At 69.6% G+C, this 24,603-nt stretch carries 20 protein-coding genes and 1 pseudogene; 14 read left to right on the plus strand and 7 right to left on the minus strand.

Annotated features, from left to right (window positions below):
• Positions 1-123: 123 nt before the first annotated feature.
• Positions 124-2,061, plus strand: a complete 1,938-nt coding sequence (htpG, locus tag LXT21_RS25730) for a molecular chaperone HtpG (protein ID WP_254040826.1) — start codon at positions 124-126, stop codon at positions 2,059-2,061.
• 60 nt (positions 2,062-2,121) lie between these two features.
• On the opposite strand, the gene LXT21_RS25735 is transcribed toward htpG, so the two are convergent.
• Complete coding sequence (locus LXT21_RS25735; protein WP_254040827.1) at positions 2,122-4,167, minus strand: hypothetical protein; 2,046 nt, start codon at positions 4,165-4,167, stop codon at positions 2,122-2,124.
• 363 nt (positions 4,168-4,530) lie between these two features.
• On the opposite strand from LXT21_RS25735, the gene LXT21_RS25740 reads away from it, so the two are divergent.
• On the plus strand, positions 4,531-5,466 hold the full coding sequence (locus LXT21_RS25740; protein WP_254040828.1) for a hypothetical protein: 936 nt from the start codon (positions 4,531-4,533) through the stop codon (positions 5,464-5,466).
• 400 nt (positions 5,467-5,866) lie between these two features.
• Here the strand turns inward: LXT21_RS25740 and LXT21_RS25745 are convergent, their stop codons facing one another.
• Positions 5,867-7,132 carry an NAD(P)/FAD-dependent oxidoreductase gene (locus tag LXT21_RS25745; protein WP_407667027.1) on the minus strand — a complete coding sequence of 422 codons (1,266 nt, stop codon included), beginning with the start codon at positions 7,130-7,132 and terminating at the stop codon, positions 5,867-5,869.
• A 174-nt stretch (positions 7,133-7,306) separates the two neighbouring features.
• Between LXT21_RS25745 and aroF the strand changes: the two genes are divergently transcribed.
• From aroF to LXT21_RS25785, 9 genes and pseudogenes are all read left to right on the plus strand, one after another.
• Positions 7,307-8,332, plus strand: a complete 1,026-nt coding sequence (gene aroF / locus LXT21_RS25750) for a 3-deoxy-7-phosphoheptulonate synthase (RefSeq protein WP_254040829.1) — start codon at positions 7,307-7,309, stop codon at positions 8,330-8,332.
• A gap of 6 nt (positions 8,333-8,338) precedes the next feature.
• Positions 8,339-9,355: an anthranilate phosphoribosyltransferase gene (trpD, locus tag LXT21_RS25755; RefSeq protein WP_254040830.1), complete on the plus strand. Its 1,017-nt coding sequence runs from the start codon at positions 8,339-8,341 to the stop codon at positions 9,353-9,355.
• Positions 9,352-10,167: an indole-3-glycerol phosphate synthase TrpC gene (locus LXT21_RS25760; protein ID WP_254040831.1), complete on the plus strand. Its 816-nt coding sequence runs from the start codon at positions 9,352-9,354 to the stop codon at positions 10,165-10,167. Before trpD ends, LXT21_RS25760 begins: the two co-directional genes overlap by 4 nt.
• Positions 10,164-10,802 carry a phosphoribosylanthranilate isomerase gene (locus LXT21_RS25765; protein WP_254040832.1) on the plus strand — a complete coding sequence of 213 codons (639 nt, stop codon included), beginning with the start codon at positions 10,164-10,166 and terminating at the stop codon, positions 10,800-10,802. The genes LXT21_RS25760 and LXT21_RS25765 overlap by 4 nt, the downstream gene beginning before the upstream one ends.
• A 5-nt stretch (positions 10,803-10,807) precedes the next feature.
• Positions 10,808-12,013 (plus strand): tryptophan synthase subunit beta, encoded by a 1,206-nt coding sequence (gene trpB, locus LXT21_RS25770; RefSeq protein ID WP_254040833.1) that lies wholly within the window; start codon positions 10,808-10,810, stop codon positions 12,011-12,013.
• The gene (trpA, locus tag LXT21_RS25775; RefSeq protein ID WP_254040834.1) at positions 12,010-12,801 is read left to right on the plus strand and encodes a tryptophan synthase subunit alpha; all 792 of its coding nucleotides are present in this window, start codon (positions 12,010-12,012) and stop codon (positions 12,799-12,801) included. The genes trpB and trpA overlap by 4 nt, the downstream gene beginning before the upstream one ends.
• Positions 12,802-12,926: 125 nt before the next feature.
• Positions 12,927-13,484 (plus strand): hypothetical protein, encoded by a 558-nt coding sequence (locus LXT21_RS25780; RefSeq protein ID WP_254040835.1) that lies wholly within the window; start codon positions 12,927-12,929, stop codon positions 13,482-13,484.
• Between the two features lie 464 nt (positions 13,485-13,948).
• Positions 13,949-14,167: pseudogene (locus LXT21_RS45665) on the plus strand (YCF48-related protein); the annotation flags it as partial.
• 432 nt (positions 14,168-14,599) lie between these two features.
• A complete protein-coding gene (locus LXT21_RS25785) occupies positions 14,600-15,379 on the plus strand; it encodes a hypothetical protein (protein ID WP_254040836.1) in 780 nt (259 codons plus the stop codon).
• Positions 15,380-15,393: 14 nt separating this feature from the next.
• Here LXT21_RS25785 and LXT21_RS45460 read toward each other — a convergent pair whose 3' ends face one another.
• Both LXT21_RS45460 and LXT21_RS25795 read right to left on the minus strand, forming a co-directional pair.
• Complete coding sequence (locus LXT21_RS45460; protein ID WP_254040837.1) at positions 15,394-17,727, minus strand: YfhO family protein; 2,334 nt, start codon at positions 17,725-17,727, stop codon at positions 15,394-15,396.
• A 90-nt stretch (positions 17,728-17,817) separates the two neighbouring features.
• The gene (locus LXT21_RS25795) at positions 17,818-18,234 is read right to left on the minus strand and encodes a hypothetical protein (protein WP_254040838.1); all 417 of its coding nucleotides are present in this window, start codon (positions 18,232-18,234) and stop codon (positions 17,818-17,820) included.
• A gap of 84 nt (positions 18,235-18,318) precedes the next feature.
• Between LXT21_RS25795 and LXT21_RS25800 the strand changes: the two genes are divergently transcribed.
• Positions 18,319-18,918, plus strand: a complete 600-nt coding sequence (locus LXT21_RS25800) for a histidine phosphatase family protein (protein ID WP_254040839.1) — start codon at positions 18,319-18,321, stop codon at positions 18,916-18,918.
• A 3-nt stretch (positions 18,919-18,921) separates the two neighbouring features.
• On the opposite strand, the gene LXT21_RS25805 is transcribed toward LXT21_RS25800, so the two are convergent.
• The 3 genes from LXT21_RS25805 to LXT21_RS25815 all read right to left on the minus strand — a co-directional run bounded on the left by LXT21_RS25805 (position 18,922) and on the right by LXT21_RS25815 (position 21,608).
• Positions 18,922-19,395: a hypothetical protein gene (locus LXT21_RS25805; protein ID WP_254040840.1), complete on the minus strand. Its 474-nt coding sequence runs from the start codon at positions 19,393-19,395 to the stop codon at positions 18,922-18,924.
• A gap of 159 nt (positions 19,396-19,554) precedes the next feature.
• The gene (locus tag LXT21_RS25810) at positions 19,555-20,118 is read right to left on the minus strand and encodes an anthranilate synthase component II (protein ID WP_254040841.1); all 564 of its coding nucleotides are present in this window, start codon (positions 20,116-20,118) and stop codon (positions 19,555-19,557) included.
• On the minus strand, positions 20,115-21,608 hold the full coding sequence (locus tag LXT21_RS25815) for an anthranilate synthase component I family protein (RefSeq protein WP_254040877.1): 1,494 nt from the start codon (positions 21,606-21,608) through the stop codon (positions 20,115-20,117). Before LXT21_RS25815 ends, LXT21_RS25810 begins: the two co-directional genes overlap by 4 nt.
• A gap of 258 nt (positions 21,609-21,866) precedes the next feature.
• Here LXT21_RS25815 and LXT21_RS25820 point away from each other — a divergent pair, with 258 nt between their 5' ends.
• On the plus strand, positions 21,867-22,931 hold the full coding sequence (locus LXT21_RS25820; protein WP_323394947.1) for a ligase-associated DNA damage response exonuclease: 1,065 nt from the start codon (positions 21,867-21,869) through the stop codon (positions 22,929-22,931).
• 3 nt (positions 22,932-22,934) lie between these two features.
• Positions 22,935-24,530, plus strand: a complete 1,596-nt coding sequence (locus LXT21_RS25825) for an ATP-dependent DNA ligase (protein WP_254040843.1) — start codon at positions 22,935-22,937, stop codon at positions 24,528-24,530.
• Positions 24,531-24,603 lie beyond the last annotated feature (73 nt).

The following is a 24,603-nucleotide window of genomic DNA, read 5'->3' on the forward strand; positions in this document are numbered from 1 at the left end:
GGCCGTCCAGCGCCGGGCCCACCGGGGGGCATTCGGGCGAAGGCCCTCGACAGGCCGGTTTGCATGGTTATGGGGAGACGACGCTTCGCGCCCACACGGGGCGCGCCCGGAGGCCTTGAACCCATGACCGTCGACGCTTCCCCCCAGCGGGAAACCCACGCCTTCCAGGCGGAGATCAACCAGCTCCTCAGCCTGGTCATCAATTCGCTCTACAGCCACAAGGAGATCTTCCTCCGGGAGCTGGTCTCCAACGCCTCGGACGCGCTGGACAGGCTGCGCTTCCGCGCGATTACCGAGCCGGAGCTGCTCGCGGACGCGCCGGAGCTGGAGCTGCGCATCATTCCGGACGCGGAGAAGAACACCCTCACCATCGAGGACACCGGCGTCGGCATGTCGCACGACGAGCTGGTGAAGAACCTGGGCACCATCGCCCACTCCGGCTCGCGCGAGTTCATCCAGGCGATGACCCAGCGTGGCCAGAAGGACATGCAGCTCATCGGCCAGTTCGGCGTGGGCTTCTACAGCGCGTACCTCGTGGCGGACCGCGTGGAGGTCGTCAGCCGCGCCGCCGGCAAGGACAGCCAGGCCTGGAAGTGGACGTCCGAGGCGCACGGCACCTTCACCGTGGAGCCCTCCGAGCGCGCCGCCCGGGGCACCTCCGTCATCCTCCACCTCAAGGAGGACCAGAAGGAGTTCCTGGACGAGTGGCGCGTGCGCTCGCTGATTACCCAGTACTCCGACTACGTCGGCCACCCCATCAAGCTCCAGGTGACCAAGACGACGGGCACGGGGGACGACGCCAAGACGGAGAGCGCGCTGGAGGTGGTGAACAAGGCGAGCGCCCTGTGGCAGCGCGCCAAATCGGACATCACCGACGAGCAGTACCAGGAGTTCTACAAGCACCTGACGCACGACTGGGAGAAGCCGCTCGCGTGGACGCACTTCAAGGCGGACGGCAACCAGCAGTTCACCGGCCTGCTCTTCCTGCCGAAGAACCCGCCGTTCGACTTGAACGCGCAGCAGCAGCGCGGGGTGCGGCTGTTCGTCAAGCGCGTGTTCATCATGGACCGCTGCGAGGAGCTGGTGCCGCAGTGGCTGCGCTTCGTGCGCGGCGTCATCGACTCGGATGACCTGCCGCTCAACGTGTCGCGCGAGCTGCTCCAGGACTCGCAGACCGTGCGCGCCATCCGCAAGCACGTGGTGAAGAAGTCGTTGGACCTGTTGGAGAAGCTCGCCAAGGACAAGCCCGAGGACTACACGACGTTCTGGAAGGCCTTCGGCACGGTGCTCAAGGAGGCGCTGGCCACCGAGGCCGAGCACAAGGACAAGGTGGGCGGCCTGTTGCGCTACGAGAGCTCGCGCGACGAGGGGCTCACGTCGCTGGCGGACTACGTGTCGCGGATGAAGGAGGGCCAGGAGGCGCTCTATTACATCTACGGCGAGTCCCGGAAGGCGGTGGAGGACAGCCCCCACCTGGAGGCGCTCAAGCAGCGCGGCTACGAGGTCCTCTTCATGACGGACCCGGTGGACGAGTGGGCGGCGCAGGGCCTGCGCGAGTTCCAGGGCAAGCCGCTGGTGTCCGCGCTCCAGGCGGACCTGAAGCTGCAGTCCACGGACGAGCAGAAGAAGGAGCACGAGGAGAAGAGCGAGGGGCTCAAGGGGCTCACGTCGCGGATGAAGGACGTGCTGCAGGACTCGGTGCGCGAGGTGCGCGTGTCGGACCGGCTCACGGACTCGCCGGTGTGCCTCGTCGTCCCCGAGGGCGGCTCGCCCGCGTACCTGGAGCGGCTGCTGCAGCAGCGGGGTAAGGGAATGCCGAGGGTGAAGCGCATCCTCGAGGTCAATCCCAAGCATCCGGTCATCGAGCACCTGAAGACGCTCCACGCCCAGGACCCGGCGCAGGCTCAGGTGTCCGAGTGGATTGAGCTGCTGCATGACCAGGCGCTGCTCACCGAGGGCAGCACCATCGCCGACCCGAACCGCTTCGCGCGCCGGCTGACGTCGCTGCTCACGCAGGTGGCGGGGCAGGCCGTGAAGGCGCCCGTGGCGCAAGCGACCTGACGCCGGCCCCCGACCCTTCTTCATGGAAGGGTCGGGGTGCCTCTCCAGGGAAGGGGCCCTCTAGGGGCTCGTCCATTCGCGGGTGTATGGGGCCGGGGGGACGACCCGCTTGGCGCCATACAGGGCCACCCAGCGATGCATGTCCGCTCCATTCTCCTTGTAGCTCTCGCAGTACCAGCACGAGACAAGCGAGCCCCGGAACTGGTCTAAGTCGACCGACCCATCCCGCACCTCCCGCTCCCGGTAGAGGTTGACGTGGAAGGCGGACCTTCCCCCCAGCGCGGTACAGAGCGCGGGGTCCTCGAGGTCGGTCCAGCGCAAGCCCAGACCTGGCAGGTACATCAGCCCCTCCGTCAACTCGTCCGGGAAGGACCTGTAGAGCGACGTGTAGGCCCCCCACGGCTCCAACCACTTCCAGATGTTCACGGAGGCGAGCTTCGCCTTCGTCGCGGCCTTCTGGGGACACCTGTCCTTCCCTGTCTGCCGGCTCGTCTTCATTCCCTTGTAGGTGTGAAACGGGTCGCGCTGCTTGTCGTTCGTCCCCAGCAGGTTGACCGTCACGGCCAGGCGGGCCCCGGCGTCATCGGCGGTGAGCACGCCGCTGCTCACCCACCCCGAGCAGGGCCAGTTCGGAGGGTCCTGGACCAAGGACAGCACGCCGTGGGCGGGGACCACTCCGACCTGTTCGGTCCTCCCCATGCAGGGGCGGGAGAAGCGCAGGCGGACGGTGCGAGGAGTCGCCTCGGCGTTCGCCACCTGGACCCCGCTGAAGTAGCCGTAATTGTCGGCCATCACCAGAGGGAGGACGAACTGGGAGCTCGTCTCCTCCAGGCCGAACGCCTCGTAGGTCGACGAGGAGTAGCCCCAGGTGGCCAGGGGGCGCTGGTGATTGACCAGCGCGACGATGGGCGCGCCCGTCGAGGTGATGCGCCCGCTGCCGTTGAGCACGCAGTCGCCGAACATCTCCACCGTGACGAAGAAGTGCGACGAGCCGGGCGCGATGGTCGCGAAGCGCGAACCCGGACGCGCGCTGGCATCCGTGCAGGTGGACCCGGGCCCCGGGACGAACTTCATCTCCACCTGGGCGGGGACGGACCCGACGTTCGTCACCGCGGTGCCGGACCAGAACCCGAACCAGTTGTGCTGGATGATGGGCGCCAGCACCGTGTTCGAGCCGTCATGCTCGCTGAACATGGAGGCCGCGTTGATTCGCCGTGACAGGTCGAACTGGAGGACGGTTCCCACGAGCATGGACAGGGGGCCGCCGCTCGCGGGGCCCTCGACGATGCCCGTGGCGGCGACCGCGCCCGTGGGGAGCCCCGGCACACGCCACGCATCGAGGCTGCGGGACTGTCCGGCCTCCAGCCGCAGCGGCGCGCTGCCCAGCGCCGGGTGGTAGATGGGCCCTCCGGGAAAGTCGAAGCGGACCCGGAACGTGAGCGGTCCGGGCGTGGGGTTCTGGTAGGTGAGGATGGAGTTCCAGCGCGCGTTCGAGTCTCCATTGCGCACCTGGACCACGGGAGCGATGGCTCGGCTCCCGGAGGGACGCAGACCGTTGTAGCTGGAGCCGCCCTCCTGGTTGCCCCGCATCAGGTTGACCATCGCCTCCACCGTCGTGGGCGAGGAGCCCTCCGTGGTGACGATGGCGGAGCCCTGGAACGTCGTGGGCACGGGGCTGCCCGTCAACACGCGCCCCCGGACGGACACCATGTTGGTGATGTCATCCACGCGAGGAATGGAGATGGAGTCCTGGGGCGCGAGGGTGATGACCTGACGCGCGGCGAGCGCGCCTCCCATGCGCTCATCGACGTAGAGGATGTGGACCGTGTTCTGGGTATTGCCGTGGTTGATGAGCGAGATGCCCGTCCAGAGCGGCTCGACGCGCCCGTCCTCCAGGACCCGGTTCGCCGACTTTCCCGCGATGAGGGGCAACAGGATGCTGTCCGGCGCGCGAATCATCAGCTCGCCGACGCGCGTCCCCGTGCCGAGCGAGAGCGCGGCCTCGGCCTGCGCCACCGGGGATGCGGTCTGTTGTGCGGGGACGAAGACATCCTCCGCGCCGCCGCAACCGACGAGCGCCGCGCAGAGCCACGCCAGCAGCAGCACACTTCCACCTCGAGAGGGCTTCCACGAGGCCTTGCGCGAGGAGCACGACCGGACGACCGGAGATACGACGACGCATCGACCACGCGGTGGCTGCATGCTTCCTCCCTGCTGGAAGAAACGGCTCGATGGAGGACTCCTCGCGGGAGCCCGGGAGCTGAAACGGGAGCTGCAATTGTAACTCAAGACGCGGATTCGGCGCCCGTGAGGCCGACGCCGCGCGAAAGGCACGCCCGCGCGGCGCCACGTCCCCTGCCGGCGGGTCCAGGCGGTCCCGGGTCCCGCTGGATGGCTTTTCGCCGGAAATGCCCCAGTCCGGAGCCGTACCGTTAGACAGCCATGTCAGCGATAGGGAATGATGGCTGGATGTCCCAGACCTCCTTCGCCGTCTTCACGTGCGACATCCTCCCGACGGCGGACGCCTCTGTCCGCTCCGCCATCCAGGGAGTGGTTCGCGCGGAGCTCAGCAAGCCCCACCGTCGCGTGCGTCAGCCGCTCGGCAACCAGTGGCTGGTGCGCTTCGACGACGGTGGCTTCAATGCCTTCGTGCTGGTGCTGAGCACGCTGCGCGCGCGCTACCCGGAGTCCTTCCGCTACCTGGTCGTCGGCTGGAACGACATGGGCTCGGTGGCGCTCTATCCCCTGGGTGGCGCGACGCCCAACACGCTGAGCCTCGTCACCGCGATGGCCGCCGTGGCCTCGGGCGCGGACGAACTGGCGGCGCCGCTGCTGCTGGCGTCGGGCCCGCTCACCGCGAACGACTTCCCGCTGCAGTGGGCGGACGAGGCAGGTGAGGCGGAGAGCCTCCTGGGCGCGGCGGCGGCGCGGACCCGGCGCGTGGCGACTCCCGGTCCTCGTCGGAGCGTGACGCGGACGCCCCGCGCGCCCGCGCCCGCGCCCGTCATCAGCGAGGCGCCCGTGCCGGCCCCGGTGGTGGTGAGCGCGGTCGAGGAGGCCCCCGCGCCCGTGGTGAGCGAGGCCCCCGCGGCGGAGGTTGCCGAGACCCCGAGCGGCGGACGCAAGGGTGCGCGTCGCAAGGGCGCGCGCAAGGCCGGCACGGCGCGGGCGAAGAAGGCCCCGGGCGGGAAGCGGGCCGCCAAGAAGGTGGCCCGAACGGAGCGCACGGAGGAGGCCGCGAAGCGTCGGCGTCCCACCGCGACGAGCAAGCGGACCGGTGGCAAGCGCCGGGGCACCGCGGTCAGCGCGAAGCGCTCCACGTCGGGAAAGCCCAAGGCGGCCAAGGCGAAGGCCAAGAGCCCTCGCGCGACGGCGAAGCGCAAGGGCAAGAAGGGCGCTCGCTGAAGCGTGCGTCGTGACGCCGCGCGCGGCTGACGTGCGCGGCGTCTTGCTTCAAACCGACGGTGGCGTCATCGCCGGAAGTCCGAACGCACCTGCGCCGTGTGTGCCCTGCGCGGCCCCGCTTTGAGCTTGAGCTCCCTTCGTGGCGCATGGCGCCGGGCTGCTCGACCCGGCGGCCTCATCGATAGACGGCCGGACGCACCTGCGCTGTGCGCGCTCCATGCGAGGCGCCCTTGAGGTCACGCGCCCCTTCATGCGCATGGGCACCAGTGGCTTCGCCGTCGGGAGCGCCAGGGTCGCCACAAGGAGGAGGCACTGCGGAGACTCGCCCACGCGGATGCCCTCGACGAACGTACCGTCGTTCACCTCACCGTGAGGCCGCCCCAGACGCGAGCGCCACCTCTCACAATCCCATGTCGAGCAGCACCGCCTCCGCCGCGCGCCGTCCCGAGCCCAGCGCGCCGTGGATGGACGCGCTGTCCCGGTGGTCACCGCACACGTAGAGCCCCGGTGACAGTCGCACCGGCCGATGCGGCGGCTCCAGCGCGGCCACCGTCTGCGCCGGCAGCGCGAACGGGAGCGAGTACGTGCGCAGGTGCCGCCAGTCCGCCACCGCGGCGCCGAACCACTCCGCCAGCTCCACGCTCACCCGCTCACGCAGCCCCGCCTCATCCGAGTGCACGCCCAGCACGGACACGGACACCAGCGCCTGTCCCCGCGGCGCATACGCGGGCGACACCTCGCTCATCACCGCCACGTTGTTCACCACGCCCCGCCCCTCGCCATTGAGCAGGAGCCACGGCCCCTCCACCGGAGGCTCCGGCGCGGCGAAGTACAGACACGTCACCGCGTTCATCATCGGCACCGGCATCCCGGGGAGCAGCCGCGCCGCGGCCAACGGGTCCGTGGCCACCACCACCGCCTTGGCACCGAGCATCTCCCCATCCGCCATCCGCACCCGGTGCCCCCACACATCGGCCACGGGTGCGTGCCTTCGCAGCGCGACGGGCGGCAGCTTCGCGGCGAGCTGCTCCGCAATCACCCCCATCCCCCGCTCCGGCACCCCGGCCTCGCCCGAGGCGAACATCCGGAAGACGAACTCCAGGAAGCGGCTGGACGTGTTCAGCGAGCGGTCCAGGAAGATGCCCGCCAGGAAGGGCCGCAGGAAGCCCTCCACCATCTCCTCCGTGAAGCCCAGCTCCTCCAGGTAGCGCCGCGAGGTGCGCTGGGGACGCAGCCACACGTCCTCGTCTTCTCCCGAGCGCGAGAGCTGCCGCAGCTCCAGCACGCGCAGCTTGTCACCGAACGTCCCGGGGACGTCGAGCAGGTGCGAGAGCGCCGTCACCGGCTGACGCAGCGGGTCCGCCACCGTGCGGAGCCGCCCCTGTCGCCACACCTTGGCGCCCGGCATGAAGCGCCGCAGACTCAGCGCCTCCACGTCGAGCTGCCTCCGCCCCTCCGGGTAGGCCGTCAGGTAGACCTGGAACCCACGGTCCAGCAGGAAGCCCTCATGCGAATCCGTGCGGACACGGCCACCCGGAGCATCCCCGGCTTCCAGGACCACCACTTTCAAGCGGGATTGGACGAGCGCTCGCGCGCACGCCAGCCCCGCGAGACCCGCGCCCACGACGATGACGTCCGGGTTCGACACGCGCTCTCCCACATCCACGCTGGCTCCCCTCCATGCTGGTGCGGCGAGCGCGCGGGCTGCAACCAGCACCGTCGTCCAGGTTGCTCGGGAGCGAACACTTGTGCAGAACTGGAAGGCGAGGCGCCACATGCAAGAGCCTCGAAACGCCGGGCTTCCCGGCGTCACCTGAGTGGAGAGAAGGCGGGTTACCCCATGTTGATCGTGATGCGACCAGACGCGACGGCCCAGGACATCGAGCGTGTGAACGACGAGATCCGCCGCCGTGGCTGGCAACCGCACGCGATTCCAGGGGGCACTCGCACGGCCATCGGCATCACCGGCAACCCCGGCGCGGTGGAGCCCGAACCCTTCCGAGTGCTGCCCGGCGTCGCGGACGCGGTCTCCATCTCCCAGCCATTCAAGCTCGTCAGCCGCGAGGTGAAGCCGGACGACACGCAGCTGCGCGTGGGCGACCTCACCATCGGCGGCTCCTCCTTCCACGTCATCGCCGGGCCGTGCTCGGTGGAATCCCGCGAGCAGATCCTCTCCACCGCCCACGCGGTGAAGAAGTCGGGCGCCACCATGCTGCGCGGTGGCGCGTTCAAGCCGCGCACCAGCCCCTATGAGTTCCAGGGCCTCAAGGGTGACGGCCTCGCGCTCCTGGCGGAGGCGCGCCAGGAGACGGGCCTGCTCGTCACCACCGAGGTGAAGGACACCGCCACGCTGGACGCGGTGGCGGACGCCACGGACATCCTCCAGGTGGGCGCGCGCAACATGCAGAACTTCAGCCTGCTGGAGGCGGTGGGCGAGCGGCGCAAGCCCGTGCTGCTCAAGCGCGGCATGAGCGCGACCATCAAGGAGCTGTTGATGGCGGCCGAGTACATCGTCGCGCGCGGCAACACCCAGGTCATCCTCTGCGAGCGCGGCATCCGCACGTTCGAGACGATGACGCGCAACACGTTGGACCTGAACGCCGTGCCCATGCTCAAGCAGCTGTCGCACCTGCCCGTGTTCGTGGACCCCTCGCACGGCATCGGCGTGCGCAAGGCGGTGCCGGCGATGATGCGGGCGGCGGTGGCGGTGGGGGCCGACGGCATCATCGTGGAAGTGCACCCCGACCCGCCGCGCGCGAAGTCGGACGGCGCCCAGTCGTTGGACTTCTCCGAGTTCGACAAGTCCATGAATGAAGTGCGGGCGATTGCACAGGCCATGGGCCGTGAAGTCGTGCGGTTGGGATAGCGCGCGATGACCCTCAAGGAAGCGCTGGGCAAGGTGGTGGGCCGGCGCGACCTCACCCGCGAGGAGATGGCCCGGGTCATGGGCCTGATGCTCGCGGGCGAGGCATCGCCTGCCCAAGTGGGGGCGCTGGCGACGGCGCTCAAGATGAAGGGTGAGACCGAGGATGAAATCCTCGGCGCCGCGGAGGCCATGCGGGCCTGCGCGGCGAAGCTGTCTCCGCGCGCGCAGGTGGTGCTCGACACCTGCGGCACGGGCGGGGACGGCGCGCACACCTTCAACATCTCCACCGCGGTGGCCTTCGTGGCCGCCGGGGCGGGGGTGACGGTGGCCAAGCACGGCAACCGCGCGGTCTCCAGTCGGTGTGGCAGCGCGGACGTGCTCGCCGCGCTGGGTGTGTCCATGGAGCGGCCGCACGAGCGCGTCGCGCTCGACATCGACGAATACGGCGTGGGGTTCCTCTTCGCGCCCTCGCACCACAGCGCGCTCAAGCACGTGGCGCAGGCCCGGCGGGACATGGGCTTCCACAGCATGTTCAACCTGCTGGGGCCGCTGACCAACCCGGCCGGCGCGCGCTATCAGCTGCTCGGGACGTTCGATGGCAAGCGCGTGGAGCAGACGGCGCGCGTGCTGGGGCGACTGGGCAGCCGGCGCGCGTGGGTGGTGCACGGCCACGATGGGCTGGATGAAATCTCGCCCTGCGCGCCCACCGAGGTGGCTGAGCTGCGCGAGGACGGCACGGTGCGCTGCTTCACGGTGCGGCCCGAGGACGCGGGGCTCGAAGTGGTGTCACGCGAGGACATCGCTGGCGGTGACGCGGACGAGAACGCGAAGCGGCTGCGCTCGCTGCTCGACGGCGAGCGCTCCGGGCTGCGCACGGCGGTGCTGCTCAACGCGGCGGCGTCGCTCGTGGTCGTCGGACAAGCGGAGGACCTGCGCGAGGGCGTGAAGAAGGCGGAGCACGCCATCGACTCGGGCGCGGCGTCGCGCAAGCTCGCCTCGCTCATCCACGGGGCCGTGTCATGAGCTGGTGGAATCGCAGCGCATCTCAGGCCGCCCCGGGGACGCTGGACCGCATCATGAAGCGCAAGCGCGAGGAACTGGACGCGCGGACGCCCATCGCGCCGTATCCTCATCCCGCGCCCCGAGACTTCGCGGGGGCCCTGCTGCGACGAGCCCCCGGGCGTCCCGTGAGCGTCATCGCGGAAGTGAAGCGCAAGAGTCCATCCGGCGGAGCGTTTCCGCACACGGACGTGGTGGCGGTGGCGCGGGCCTATGAGGCGGCGGGCGCCAGCGCCATCAGCGTGCTGACGGACGGGCCGGACTTCGGCGGCTCGCTGGCGGACCTGGTCGCGGTGCGCGCGGCGGTGTCGGTACCGGTACTGCGCAAGGACTTCCTCGTCGCGGCACAAGAGGTAGAGGAGAGCGCGCTGTTTGGCGCGGACGCGGTGCTGCTCATCGCGGACGCGCTGGAGGACGGCGAGCTGCGCGAGATGCTGGCGGCGGCGCGCACGGCGAGGATCGCCGCGCTGGTGGAGGCGCACACGGAGGCGCACGCCGAGCGCGCCCTCGCGGCGGGCGCGGAGCTGGTGGGCATCAACAACCGGGACCTGGCCACGTTGAAGACGGACGTGGGCACGGCGCTGCGGGTGATGCCCAGGCTGCGCGCTCGGGCACGCGCGTTGGTGGCGGAGAGCGGGCTCAAGTCGGTGACGGAGCTCATCGCCGCTCGCGAGGCCGGCGCCGACGCGGTGCTGGTGGGCGAGTCGCTCCTGCGCGACGCGGAGCCGGGACGGGCGCTCACGCGGCTGCTCGGAGAGGACGGCACGCCGCCGTGAGTGTCCGGGTGAAGGTGTGTGGCGTGACGCGGCTCGAGGATGCTCGGGCCGCGTGGGACGCGGGGGTGGACGCGCTGGGGCTCAACTTCTATCCGCCCTCCCCCCGGTATCTGGACCTGGCCACGGCGGCGCGGCTCGGGCGCACGCGGCCTCCCCTGGGCGCGCTGATTGGCGTGTTCGTCAACGCGGCGCCGGAGGACATCCGACGGGCGGTGACGGAGTGTGGCCTCACGGCCGTGCAGCTGCATGGGGACGAGCCACCGGAGGCCTGCTCGGGGTTCGGGGTGCCGGTCATCAAGGCGCTGCGGGTGCGCGGCGCGGATGACGTGGCGCGGGCGCGAGCGTACGTGGGAGTGGGCGACGTGACGGGGCTGCTGCTGGACGGGGCGGCGCCGGGGTACGGCGGTGGTGGCGTGGGGTTCGACTGGTCGCTGGTGGCGGGAGTGTCGGGCAGCGGCGTGCCGGTGTTGGTGGCGGGAGGGCTGAAGCCCTCCAACGTGGCGGAGGCGGTGCGCGCGACGCGGCCTTACGGAGTGGATGTGGCCAGTGGGGTGGAGTCGGCCCCGGGCATCAAGGACATGGACGCGGTGCGCGCCTTCGTGCGGTCCGCGAAGTCCATCAACCTCTGGGAGTGACAGGGATGAACACGGAGACTTCCACCGGCCGCTTCGGCCGCTTCGGTGGGCGCTACGTGCCGGAGACGCTCGTCCCGGCGCTGATGGAGTTGGAGGCGGCGTACATGGCCGCCAGGGCAGACCCGACGTTCGACGCCGAGGTGGCGCGGGTGCTGCGTGAGTTCGTGGGTCGGCCCACGACGCTGACGCCGGCGCGCAGGCTCACCGAGGCGTGGGGCGGCGCGAACGTGTGGCTCAAGCGCGAGGACCTGGCGCACACGGGCGCGCACAAAATCAACAACACCGTGGGACAGGTGTTGCTCGCGAAGCGGATGGGCAAGAAGCGAATCATCGCGGAGACGGGCGCGGGCCAGCACGGCGTCGCGACGGCCACCGCGTGCGCGCTCTTCGGGCTGCCGTGCGAGGTGTACATGGGCGCGCTGGACGTGGAGCGGCAGGCGCTCAACGTCTTCCGGATGCGGGCGCTCGGCGCGGTGGTGCGGCCGGTGGAGTCGGGCTCGCGGACGCTGAAGGACGCGATGAACGAGGCGATGCGCACGTGGGTGTCGCAGGTCTCGGACACGCACTACGTCATCGGCAGCGCGGCGGGGCCGCACCCGTATCCGTCGGTGGTGCGCGACTTCCAGTCCATCATCGGGAAGGAGCTGCGCACGCAGGCGATGGCTGCCTTCGGCCAGCTGCCGGATGCGATTGTCGCGTGTGTGGGTGGCGGCTCGAATGCGATTGGCGTGCTGCATCCGTTCATCGGGGACGCGAGCGTGCGGCTCATCGGCGTGGAGGCGGGTGGGCACGGGCTGGACTCGGGGCAGCACGGGGCGTCGCTGACGCTGGGGACGGAGGGCGTGTTGCACGGCTCGCGCTCGCTGGTGCTTCAGGACGCGGACGGACAGATTCAGGAGGCGCACAGCATCAGCGCGGGCCTGGACTATCCGGGCGTGGGGCCGGAGCTGGCGCACCTGGCGAAGATTGGGCGCATGGAGGTGCGCACGGCGACGGACGACGAGGCGTTGGCGTCGTTCTACGAGGTGGCGCGCATGGAGGGCATCCTGCCGGCGCTGGAGACGTCGCACGCGTTCGCGCGAGGCCGGGAGCTGGCGCGGGAGCTGGGGGCGGGCAAGTACCTGGTCATCAACTGCTCGGGTCGCGGGGACAAGGACGTCGCGACGATTTCGGCGCGCGGGGTTCCGCCGGCGGTGGGGGTGAAGGCGTGAGCGGCGAAATCGCGAAGGCGTTCGCGCGGGCGAAGGCTCGGGGCGAGGGCGCGCTGGTGGCGTACGGGATGGCGGGAGACCCGGACCTGGCGCGCTCGGTGGATGTGTTCACGGCGATGGTGGAAGGCGGCGCGGACATCATCGAAGTGGGCGTGGCGTTCAGCGACCCCATCGCGGACGGGCCGGTCATCCAGGGAGCCTCGGAGCGCGCGTTGAAGGCGGGCTCCACGCTCAAGCGGGTGCTCGACGAGGTGGTGCCGGAGGTGCATCGGCGTTGCCCGGAGACGCCGCTGGTCATCATGACGTACGTGAACGTCATCATGGCGATGGGCGAGGAGCGGTTCGCGAAGCTGGCGCGAGAGCGCGGTGTGTCGGGAGCCATCCTGCCGGACCTGCCGCCCGAGGAGAGTGAGGCGTTGCGCGCCACGTTCGACGCGGCGGGCGTGGACCTGATTCCGCTGTGCGCGCCGACGACTCCGCGAGCGCGAGCCGAGGCCATCGCGAAGGACGGGCGCGGCTTCGTGTACTGCGTGTCGGTGGCCGGAGTGACGGGCATGCGCGCGGAGCTGCCGCCGGACCTGTCACAGCGGTTGGACCTGGTGCGCAAGGCGTCGCCAGTGCCGGTGGTCGCGGGCTTCGGCATCTCCAGCGCGGAGCAGGCGCGGACGCTGTCGGCGCACGCGGACGGTGTGGTGGTCGGCAGCGCGCTCGTCCGGGCCGCGCACTCGGATGGACCGCAGGCCGTCAAGGCGCTGTGCGCGGACATCAAGCGTGGCTTGAAGCGCTGAGGTCGAGCGGGCACGGAAGCGCTGCGTGCCCGTGCCAGCCACATGATGAGGTCGTGATGCTTCCGTGAGGAAGCCGTCCACGCGACATCACTTTCATGGGCGCTCTTTCAACAAAGGAGCGACCCATGCGCGGCAACCAATGGACGGTGAGCGGGCTTCTCGTGGCGCTGGTGACCAGCCCCTGCCTCGCGGGGGAACAATGGCGGCCACAACGAGAATTCTCTCCTGAGTGTCTGCTCGACGCCTCCCATGCGGCCGTGAAGCTCCGCTTCGCTCAGGCCCATTGCCATGGGGGCAATCATGGCTCACTCACGCTGACCCACTCCCCCATCGCGTCACGCATCGAGGGACACTTCAGAGAGTATCCCTATACCAGCCTCAACGTTTCGCCACGGGTCGTCTCCCCGTCCGTCTCGCAGCAGATGTTCCGAGCCCTGGTGGACGGAGCACTCCAGCGTGAAGGGGACCCGAAATGCCCACCCTGGACATGGAACTACGTCGTCACGTTTGAGTGGACCTGCGACACGAGAGATTCCGGCGCGTGGCAGGCGGCGACTTTCGATGCGCAGATATGCGACGACGATGAGTTCCCGAACCTGCCGACGCCAGACCCACGCCACGCCACGAGCGCCCAGCGCATCTATCGCATCGCGCACCTGATGCTCCGCGAGGCGCTCCGCTGATGAAGGCACCACGAGGATGGAGCGTCTCCACCATGGTGTCGCTGGTGCTCCTGCTCGCAAGTGCCTCCTCGTGGGCCGAGGAGACACCGCTCCCCCTCGTGAACCTCGGCGTCAGGGAGTTCGACATCCAAGGTCCCATCACCTTCGCGCGGCGCACCGATGACGACTGGTGGGCCCTCGCGTTCCACAGGAAGCCGCATCCAGACGGGATTGACGAGCGAGCCCGCGTCTTCCGCAGCGCGGACAAGGGGCTCACCTGGCGAGAAGACAGAGAGGCCGCTTCAGCAATCCGCGCGCCCACAAGCCTCCTCTCCTCAGCCTCGCCTCGCTTCGAGTTCCTCATCTGGTACACCCCCAGCGTCGGAATCATCGCGGGCGACCTCGGGAACCATGTGTTCCGCACCTCGGATGGTGGCCGCGCGTGGAAGAAGGTCACTCTCACGAAGCCCCTCTCACTCCGTGCGATGGCGCGTGTGGGGCAACGCACCTGGCTCTGCGGAGTCGGTGCCACCCTTCTCATCAGCGACACCCAAGGCGCCGAGTGGCGAGAGCTCTCCAGCCTTCCGTTCCAGAGCATCACCAACCGGTGCGAGTCCCTCTCCTTCCGAGACGAAAACCACGGCTGGGTCGTGGGTTCGAGGTCAGGACTCTGGGAGACCCAAGATGGAGGTTCAACATGGCACAAGCTGCCACTTCCCGAACGACCTCCCGTCGAACCTTCCTCGGGCGAGCGTACGCCCCCTTTGCTACATCAAGCCCTCCTGCTCTCCAGCAGGGTGGGTTGGGCACTCGGAGCAGGGGGGCGATTCCAGACCACGGATGGTGGGCTCACGTGGAAGTCCCGTCCGCTGAGCCCTCAACAAGCCCAAGCGGGCTTCGGCATCGTCCACCTCGAGACTGAACGACACATCGTCACCCTGGGACGCACGGCCCCGAACCTTCCCCTGTCGAAATGGGTCCCAACCCTGGAGCGCATCACAGAGGTGATGGGCCCCGACACCGTCGTGAGCATCGACAGGCGCTACGGCCGACGAGGCCCCTTCCGATGGGATGTCGCGGGGAAGCGAATCAGGGCAATCCCCCTCATCAGTCAGGGACCAGAACAATCGACCCGCTTGTTGGGAGTCCTGCTGCACCCGTCGGGTGAGCGGTTCGGCTGGACCTCACGGAAGGTCCTCGCATCTCACGACCAGGGCAAGACCTGGTTCGTCCGGGGAGGGCCTCCCTCCACGGCCTTTCCCATCCAGAAGCTCCACTTCCAGGAAACGCCGCTCGGCGCGCGTCTGCTCGCGCTGACGGAGAACACAGCATGGGAGTCCATGGATGAAGGCTTCACCTGGTCACGCATCGGCCACGGGCTCGACGACTACGAGCACGCGGTGAAGCAAGGGCTCTCACTGAAGGAGATGCGACTGCTGCCTACGCCGCGCTGCCTCCTGCTGTCACCGGACTCCATCCTGAAGGTCCAGTTCGGCATCCACGGAGAGGGCCATCAGGGACAGGGGCATCTGGAACTCACCCAGAGTGCCCACCACCTCTCCGTCTCGGGAGCGCACGCGTCCGACCTCACCGAGAGCATCCAGGTGTCCACGCGGCGATACGTCCGCCCTGATCGCGAATGGTTTCTCCGCGACCTGGTCGATGTGGCGACACAACCCGAACGCCCGGTGGAATGTGATGCGCATCTGCGCCACGTCGTCACGCTTGAGTGGACCTGTGGAATCCAGGAGCCCGCGTGGCATCGAATCGACTTCCAATCCCCCATCTGCCCCAAGGACCTGCTCTACCAGCCGCCGAACTCATTCACGGATGGCGAGCCGGGGGACGCTCCCTCCATGCGGGCTCGCTCCCTCCATCACACCGCGTACCGCCTGCTCCACGACGCGAGGCCCTGAGGGCCCTCACCTCCTCACGAAGCTCCACGCGGTCGACGCACCACCGCGAACCCAAGCATTCCCAGGAACGTCATCGCGGAGAGGCCCAGTCCCCATCGCGCGGCGACATCCCGATAGGTCAACGTCACTCGATGTCGCCCCGCCTTCACGGGCACCGCGCGCACCGCCACGTTGGCCGGAAGAATCGGTGTCTCCACGCCATCCACCGTCGCCGTCCACCCCGGGAACCACGCATCGTTCACGATGAGCACCGCGTCGCGAGGACTCTCCACGTCGAACTCCAGACGCTCCGCCTCGTAGCGCTCCACCGTCACCTTCCCCCCCACGGCGGACACCTCCCCGGACGCAATCCCCGCCTCACCACACTCGACCAACGCCACCTGCCCGGCACGAACGAGCGGGTCCGCCAGCCCCGGCATCGCCGCCGCATACGACTCGACACAGCGAGCATTCGCCAGGAACACCCGAGGCAGCACCCCAGGGTGCTCCACCAACACCGCCTTGATGGACCGGTCCGTGACGGCGTTCTTCTTCCCAGCCGCCTCCAGCGCCTGCCACTCCACGAGCGGATGCACCGTGTACGCGACCGAGAACAGCGGAGCACGCTCCAGGAACCACGGCGTCACATCCCAGACGACCGCGCGCACCCGTCGACTCGTGGCGGGAAGGGTCCCATCCGCGCTCTCCATGCCCCACAGCCCCGGCGTGTCCGGCATGAGCGTCTGCGCCGCGACGAGCGAGCGCCACTGCCGCGCATCCATCCCCGGGATGAGCGACGTGACGCCAGCCACGTCGTAGTGCGAGGCCACCCGGATGGGCACCCGCGAATCCTCACGAGGCTGCGAGAGGATGTGCTCGGCGAACGGAGGCGGCGTGGACAGCACCTCCGGCGTGAGCAGCTCATAACTCCCGTACCCCACCAAGAAGCCCGACACGAACTGCGTCACCAACAACACCCCGGCACTCCCACGCGTCCACAGCACCCCGACCCCACAGAGCACCGCGCTCACCAGCGCCACCCCACAGACGAGCACGAACTGCCGCGACAGCATCTCGCGCAGCTCAGCGGGCATCTCCGGCCAGCGAGGCACCAGCAACGACGCGGTGAACCCCCGCCCCAGCGACTCGCCCACGATGAGCACCCCACACCCCACGCCCACCGCCACCGCCAGCCGGAGGAACACCCGCCGCCCCTCCACCTGGGCCACGCACTTCCACCCCAGCGCCGCCAGGAAACAAACCCCCAGCCCCAGGAACGGAACGAGCTTCGACGGATAGCGGAACACGCGCCACGGAGGCACCCACGTGTACATCGCCTCGTAGAGCGGCAGCGCGGGCCCCAGCGAGAGCCCCACGACGAACAGCCACACGCCACCCCAAAGCCACAACATCCGGGAGCGACGATTCACCCAGGCCGCCACCCCCGCGAGCAACAGCACGGGCACCCCCAGATACAAGGACCCCACCCAGAAGCTCGCGAAGCCCGAGGGCGCCACCTTGGTGACGATGGCCAGCGTCACGTCCGGCCGCTCGCCCGGAATCTCCAGGTAGGCCCCCAACAGCGGCTCGAGCAGCCGCAGCGGATGCACCGCGTACTCCTGCGCGATGTCGAGCGTCCTGCCTCCCGCCTGCGCCGTCCCCATCAACGCCACGGACGAGAACAACTGCGGCGAGGCCAGCAACGTCCCCACCCCAAGCACCCCCAACACGGCCACGAGCCGCGCCCGCCGCGACTCCACGGGCGACGAGAGCGCCAGCAACACCACCAACCCATACGTCACGCAGAACGCCTGCACGTCCCCCGCGAGCAGCACCAGCGCCAGCAACAACCCCGAGGCCAGCAACCTCCCCGCCCCCGGCGAGCGAAGCTGACGCTCCGTGGCCCACAGCGCCCACGGCACCGTGGCCGCGGCCATCAGGTAGCAGAGGTTGTTCGTGATGCAGACCAGGTAGCCGCTGAAGGCATACGCCATCCCCGCGAGGAACGCCCCCGCGCGAGGCACCTCCCACAGCCGCGTCAGCGCATACATCCCCAGCAGCGCGACCGGGAAACACAGCAGGATGTTCGCGTTGAAGGCGTGATTCAGCGCGAGCAACAGGTACAGCAGCTTGCTCGGATGGAACGGCGCCACGACCAGCGTGCCAGCGAAGGGCTGACCGAAGCCGTCCAGCGTCAGCCACTCCGGAATCCGCCCCGCGAGCACCGCCTCGCGCCAGTAATGGAACACCGGCAGGTAGACGTACAGCGAGTCGCGCGCGCTGAACATCTCCCCAGTGAGGAACACCTGGTGGAAGTAGAGCACCGTCAGCGCCGACGCACAGGCCACCAGCAACACGCACTGGGACACCCGCGCGTCACGTGGCGGAACACTTGGAGGCAGGGAGGGGGCAGCAGGCTCTGGAGAAGACACGCGAGCCGCGAGCATACCCAACCCCGCTCACGGCGTGGCGGAGCGCGTCTTCTCCCAGATGGGCCGGTAGTCGTACGTCGGGTAGAACTCCGTGCGGAACGCGCCCCACGCGCCCTTCTCGAACGCGAGGTTCACCTCGCGCAGCTTCTCGGGCGGCAGGCGCACCGTGACGACCTGCCCCACGCCCATCATCACGTACCAGGACACCACCTCCACGCCCGCGGGAGGGAAGCTCTTGCGGAAGCCCGTGCGGTCCAGGTGCGCGTTGATCTCCTCCAGCGTCTTTCCCTGGTCGTGCTTCATGAAGATGGTCAGCAACATCGTCCCGTCCGTGCCCCCCCCCTTCGCCGCGGCGGACTGCGCGTGTCCGGGAAGGGCCAGCGTCAGCGCCAGGAGCGACGCGAGGACGAACGACACAGGGGGAATCGAACGAAGGGAGTGCATGGACGCGAGGCTACTGTCCGATCGCCACCGGGTGTTTCATGAAACGCGCGCCGAGCCCTCGCCGGGTGGCACAATCCGTCGCCTATGAAAATGCGCGGTCCCCAGGTGGTGCTCGTTCGTCACGGAGAGACGGCATGGAGCCGGGGTGGGCAGCACACGGGGCGCACCGATGTCCCGCTGCTCGAGGACGGACGGAAGATGGCGGCGAAGCTCGGTGAGCCCCTGCGCGCGTGGGACTTCGCCCAGGTGTGGACCAGCCCCCTGAGCCGCGCCTTCGAGACCTGCGCGCTCGCGGGCTACGGCGAAGGGGCCGTGCGGCGCGACGATTTGATGGAGTGGGACTACGGCGACCACGAGGGACGCACCGGCGCGGAGATTCGCGTGGAGCATCCCGGCTGGACCGTGTGGAAGGACGGCGTCCCGAACGGCGAGACGGCGGAACACGTGGGTGCTCGCGCGGACCACGTCATCGCGGACCTGCGTCAGCAGACGGGCGACATCCTCCTCTTCTCCCATGGCCACTTCCTGCGAGTGCTCGCGGCGCGGTGGCTGGGGCTCGTGCCCTCCGACGGACGGCTGTTCCTGCTGAGCACCGGCTCCATCAGCGTGCTCGGGGCGGACGGACCGGATGCCGCCCAGCCGGCACTCGCCGGCTGGAACGACACCACCCATCTCAAGCCGTGAAGCTCAGCAGCCGCAGCTCAGCACCGCGCCGCCCGCCTGCTCGAAGTCGGTGCACGACGCACCGGCCGGGTTGAAGCACACGCGGTAGCGCTCCTGCGCGCCGAAGAGCGCGGGGAGCGGCTCGCGGTAGAGGATGCCGCAACACGGGGGCAGCAGCTCCTGGCCATCCTTGGACACCGTCGGCTCGGGGGCCACGCCGTTCGGACAGCCCCAGGGGTCCTCCTCGCAGACCCAGCGCATGCCGCACGTGGAGCTGGCGCCGCAGTAGCTGCCACCCACCGCGTACCAGGGGGACCAGTTGGCGCAGGAGTCGTAGCCCGGGCACTGGCCCAGCGACGAGTCCACCGTGGTCAGCTCCGCCTCGTCCATCGGCACGCCCGCGCCAGCCTCGGCGGACGGCTCCGCACCACACGCGCCCAGCACCAGCGCGCCGAACACCGCGACCAGACCGCGAGACACCGCACTTCGCACGTTCATCGAGGGCTCCTCCCAGCGCCGACTCCTGGATGGAGCCTCGGTCGCCGGAAGGACCCACGCTATGCGTGTGGATTTTCCGTCAAGAACGTCGGAATCGTCGGGCTTCGAACAGTGTCACCCACCCGACAATCCCCTCGTACTCCAGGGTGATGTCCCCTCTCAGAGACGCCCCTCCAGGAAGTTGCGGACCAGGGTGGGACCCTCGGGGGTGAGCACGCTCTCGGGGTGGAACTGGAAGCCCACGACGGGCCGCTCGCGGTGGCGCAGCGCCATGATGAGCCCGTCCTGACTCCACGCCGTGGCCTCCAGGGACGCGGGCAGCGAGGACGCCTCCACCACCAGCGAGTGGTAGCGCGCGGCCTGGAAGCCCTGGCTCGCGCCGGTGAACACGCCCGAGCCCTCGTGACGGATGCGCGCGGACTTGCCATGCACCGGCTCGGGCGCGCGGATGACGTTGCCACCGAAGGCCGCGCCGATGGACTGGTGCCCCAGACACACACCGAGCACCGGCACCTTCGATTGCGCGATGGCGGCCACGCTGACACCGGCCTCGTGCGGCGTGCAGGGCCCGGGTGAAATCACCAGGTGCGACGCGCCTTCGGCGGCGATGGCCTCCACGGTGAGCGTGTCGTTTCGCACCACCTTCACCTCGGCGCCCAGCGTGTAGAGGAGCTGGACGAGGTTGAAGGTGAACGAGTCGTAGTTGTCGATGACGAGAATCATCGCCCACCTCCCTCGCGAGCCAGCCGGAGCGCGGCGGCCATGGCGCCGGCCTTGGCCTCCGTCTCATCGGCTTCCTTCGACGGCACCGAGTCCGCGACCAGCCCCGCGCCCGCGGTCCAGAACGTCTTGTCCCCGTCCACGAAGAAGGTGCGCAGCGCGATGGCCACGTCCAGCGTGCCGCAGAAGGACAGGTAGCCCACCGCGCCCGAGTACGGTCCGCGTCGCTGCACCTCCAGCTCGTCGATGATCTGCATCGCGCGAATCTTCGGAGCCCCGGACACGGTGCCCGCGGGGAACGTGCTGGCCAGCGCGTCGAGCGCGTCGAACTTCGAGTCCAGCTTCCCGCGCACCTGCGAGACGATGTGCATCACGTGGCTGTAGCGCTCGATGACCATCAGGTCCTCGACGCGCACCGAGCCGGGCGCCGCCACGCGGCCGACATCGTTGCGGCCCAGGTCCACCAGCATGATGTGCTCGGCGCGCTCCTTCTCGTCCGCGAGCAGCTCCTTCTCCAGCGCCAGGTCCTCCGCCTCGGAGGCCCCCCGTCGACGCGTGCCCGCGATGGGCCGCACCACCACGTCCCCGTCGCGCACCTGCACCAGCAGCTCCGGCGAGGCCCCCACCAGCGCGCGGGCCTCGCCCATCTCGACGAGGAACAAGTACGGAGACGGATTCACGCGTCGCAGCGCGCGGTAGAGCGACAGCGGCGGAGGCGCGCCGAGCGCCTCGAAGCGCCGCGCGAGCACCACCTGGAAGATGTCACCCGCGCGGATGTACTCCTTGGAGCGCTCCACCGCGGCCTCGTAGCCGGCGCGGTCCCAACAGGCGACGGGCGCGGAGTCTCCCTTCATGCGAGGCGAGGGCACATACGCCTCGGGAGGCAGCGGCTTGAGCAGCTTCTGCGCCATGGCCTGCGCGCGCTCCTCCGCGTCTTTCAGCGCATGGGCCACGCTGCCATGGAGCGACGGCCGGGCAATCGCGGTGACCTTGAGCGTCCCGGTGCGCGAGTCGTGCGTGACGAAGTCCTCGCTGATGAGCCACTCGGAGTCCGGGAACGAGGTGTCGCGCGGGTGCCGGTCCGGGACGGTGGGCTCCATCCACGAGATGCAGTTGTAGCCCATGTACCCCACGAGGCCGCCCAGGAACGGGGCCTCGCCCGGCAGTCGCGCCACGGCGAGCTCGCGCCACAACGTGCGCAGGACGTCCAGCGGCTTGCCCTCGCGTCGCTCCTCGCGCGAGCCACGCCACAACGTGGCCCCCTGCGCGTCCAGGCGCACACGCCCCGCGGCGTGGGTGCCCACGTGGCTGTAGCGCCCGAAGCGCTCGCCGCCGTAGCACGACTCGAGGATGAAGCCGCGCGAGCCTCCGCCCAGCTTCAGATACGCCGACAGCGGCGTGTCGAGGTCCGCCGGCAACTCCACCGACACCGGCACCGACTCGCCCTGCTCCGCGCGTTGGCGATACGCCGCCTTCCGCTCCTGTGCATCCATCGTCATGACCTTTCCCCCGCGACCAGTATCGCCCGTCCCGGACAGCGACGGGGAGCCGCGCTCGCGCCTCACTCCACGCGAGCAGAAACCACGGTTCGCGACGGCCTCACCGGTGTAGCGCGGAGCCCCTCCCCGGGCGAGGGACATCGCACCCGTCCACGATGACGGGATGTTTCCCGCGCGGCGGGCGGGCGCGAGCCATGGGCGCCTGGCGAGCGTGCCGGCGAGCGGCGGAGGTGAGAGGCACGCGCACCCTGGGTGGTCACCCCTGGAAGCCCTCGTTATTTCAGAAGGACTGTGGACGCCTCCGTCTCCTTCAAACCTCGAAGGCCGCTCGTCACGGTGACGCCCCAGGGGCTCTTCTGTGAGCCCGGGGGCTTCCACATCGACCCCTGGCAGCCGGTGGAGCGGGCCCTCATCACCCACGCCCACGGCGACCACGCGCGCTCCGGCCACCAGCGCTACCTGGGCACCCGAGCAGGCGAGTCCCTGCTGCGGCGCCGCGTGGGGGCCACTTCCGCCATCGACACCCTGGATTATGGCGAGCCGCTGAAGATGGGCGACGTCACCGTCAGCTTCCATCCCGCGGGCCATGTCCTGGGCAGCGCACAGCTCCGACTGGAGCACCGGGGCGAGGTGTGGGTCGTGTCCGGCGACTACAAGCGCGCGGCGGACCCGACGTGCGCGCCCTTCGAGGTGGTGCGCTGCCACACGTTCATCACCGAGGCGACGTTCGGCCTGCCCATCTTCCGCTGGGACGACGCGCGGATGGTGGCGGAGGACATCCTGCGATGGTGGGACGCCAATCGCGCGGTGGGGCGCTCGGTGGTGTTGTTCTGCTACGCGCTGGGCAAGGCGCAGCGAATCCTCGCGGAGCTGGCGCGACTGACGGACCGGCCCGCCTTCATCCACGGGGCGATGCACGGCCTCGTGGAGGCGTATCGGGAAGCGGGGGTGAAGATGATTCCCACGCAGCTCGTGTCGGAGGTGGAGAAGGGCACGTCCTTCGCGGGAGCGCTGGTGCTCGCGCCTCCGAGCGCGGGCGGCTCCACGTGGATGCGCCGCTTCGGGGAGATGGAGACGGGCTTCGCCTCGGGGTGGATGCGGGTGCGCGGCAACCGGCGCAGGCGCGGCTTCGACCGGGGCTTCGTGTTGTCGGACCACGCGGACTGGCCGGACCTGCTGCGCACGGTGGAGGACACCAGCGCCGAGCGGGTGCTGACCACCCACGGCTCCGCGGAGCCCCTCGCGCGTTACCTCCGAGAGAAGGGGGTGGATGCCTCCCCGCTGGCCACGCCCTTCGAGGGCGAGGCGGAGGACTGACGCGTGCGACGACTCGCGGACCTGTACGAGCGGCTGGACCAGACCATGTCCACCAACGCGAAGGTGGACGCGCTCACCCGCTACTTCACGGAGGCCCCTCCCGACGACGCCGCGTGGGCGCTGTACTTCCTCACGGGACAGAAGCTGAAGCGGCTGCTCACCACGAAGCTGCTCGTCGGATGGACGCAGGAGCTGACGGGCATCCCCGACTGGCTCTTCGCGGAGGTGTACGCGTCCGTCGGAGACCTGGCCGAGGTCATCGCCCTCCTGCTCGACAACCTGGAGCGGCCCACGGAGCCGGAGGAACTGCCGCTCTCGGTGTGGCTCACCCAGCGGCTGTTGCCCTTGCGTGAACTGGACGTGGCCGAGCAGCGCGAGCAGGTCGTGTCCTGGTGGCGCTCGATGCCCCGGCGCGAGGTGTTCCTCCTGAACAAGATGCTCACGGGCGAGCTGCGCGTGGGCGTGTCCTCCACGTTGGTCGTGCGCGCGGTGGCCAAGGTCGCGGGGCTGCCCGCGCCGGATGTCGCGCATCGGCTGATGGGCACCTGGACACCGTCGCGCGAGTTCTTCCAGCAGCTCATCTCACCGGATGTCTCCGACGCGGAGAGCTCGCGGCCGTATCCGTTCTATCTGGCCTCCCCCCTGGAGCAGCCGCCCGAGGCGCTGGGTGAGTTGTCGGACTGGTTGGTCGAGTGGAAGTGGGACGGCATCCGGGGCCAGCTCATCCACCGTCACGGAGACGTGTACCTGTGGAGCCGAGGCGAGGAGCTGCTCACCGAGCGCTTCCCCGAAATCACCGAGGCCGCGAAGGCCCTGCCGGAAGGCACCGTGCTGGATGGCGAGGTGCTCGCGTACGAGGACGGCAAGCCCCTGCCTTTCGCGCGGCTCCAGCGTCGCATCGGTCGACAGAAGCTGACGGCCAAGGTGCTCGCGGAGGCCCCCGCGGCCTTCATCGTCTACGACCTGCTGGAGCACGAAGGACAGGACATCCGCGCGCTGCCACTGCACGAGCGACGCGGACGGCTCGAGGCCTTGTTGAAGGCACATCCCCGCTTCCCCCTCTCGCCCGCGGTGGAGGCGGAGTCGTGGGAGGCGCTGGCGCACACGCGAAGCGAGGCCCGCGAGCGCAACGTCGAGGGCTTCATGCTCAAGCGCAGGAGCTCCGCGTACCTCACGGGCCGCAGGCGGGGCGACTGGTGGAAGTGGAAGATCGACCCGTTCACCGTGGACGCGGTGCTGCTCTACGCGCATCCGGGACATGGGCGACGCTCGTCGCTGTACACGGACTACACCTTCGCGGTGTGGAACGGGACGGACCTGTTGCCGGTGACGAAGGCGTACTCGGGCCTGACGGACGCGGAGATTGGCAAGCTGGACCGGTGGATTCGCTCGCACACGCGGGAGAAGTTCGGACCGGTGCGCTCGGTGGAGCCCGAGCAGGTCTTCGAGCTGCACTTCGAGGGCATCCAGTCTTCGCCCCGGCACAAGTCCGGCGTCGCGCTGCGCTTCCCACGCATCGCCCGGTGGCGCACGGACAAGAAGCCCCAGGACGCCGACTCGTTGGACTCGCTCAAGGAGCTGCTCCATGCCGGCGCGTAGGTCGCCCTCGCTGAGGGCGCAGCTCCAGGCCCGACGCAAGGCGCTCCGAGGCGAAACCGGGACACCCTCTCCC

It is taken from the genome of Myxococcus guangdongensis (assembly GCF_024198255.1).
GTDB classification, from domain to species: domain Bacteria; phylum Myxococcota; class Myxococcia; order Myxococcales; family Myxococcaceae; genus Myxococcus; species Myxococcus guangdongensis.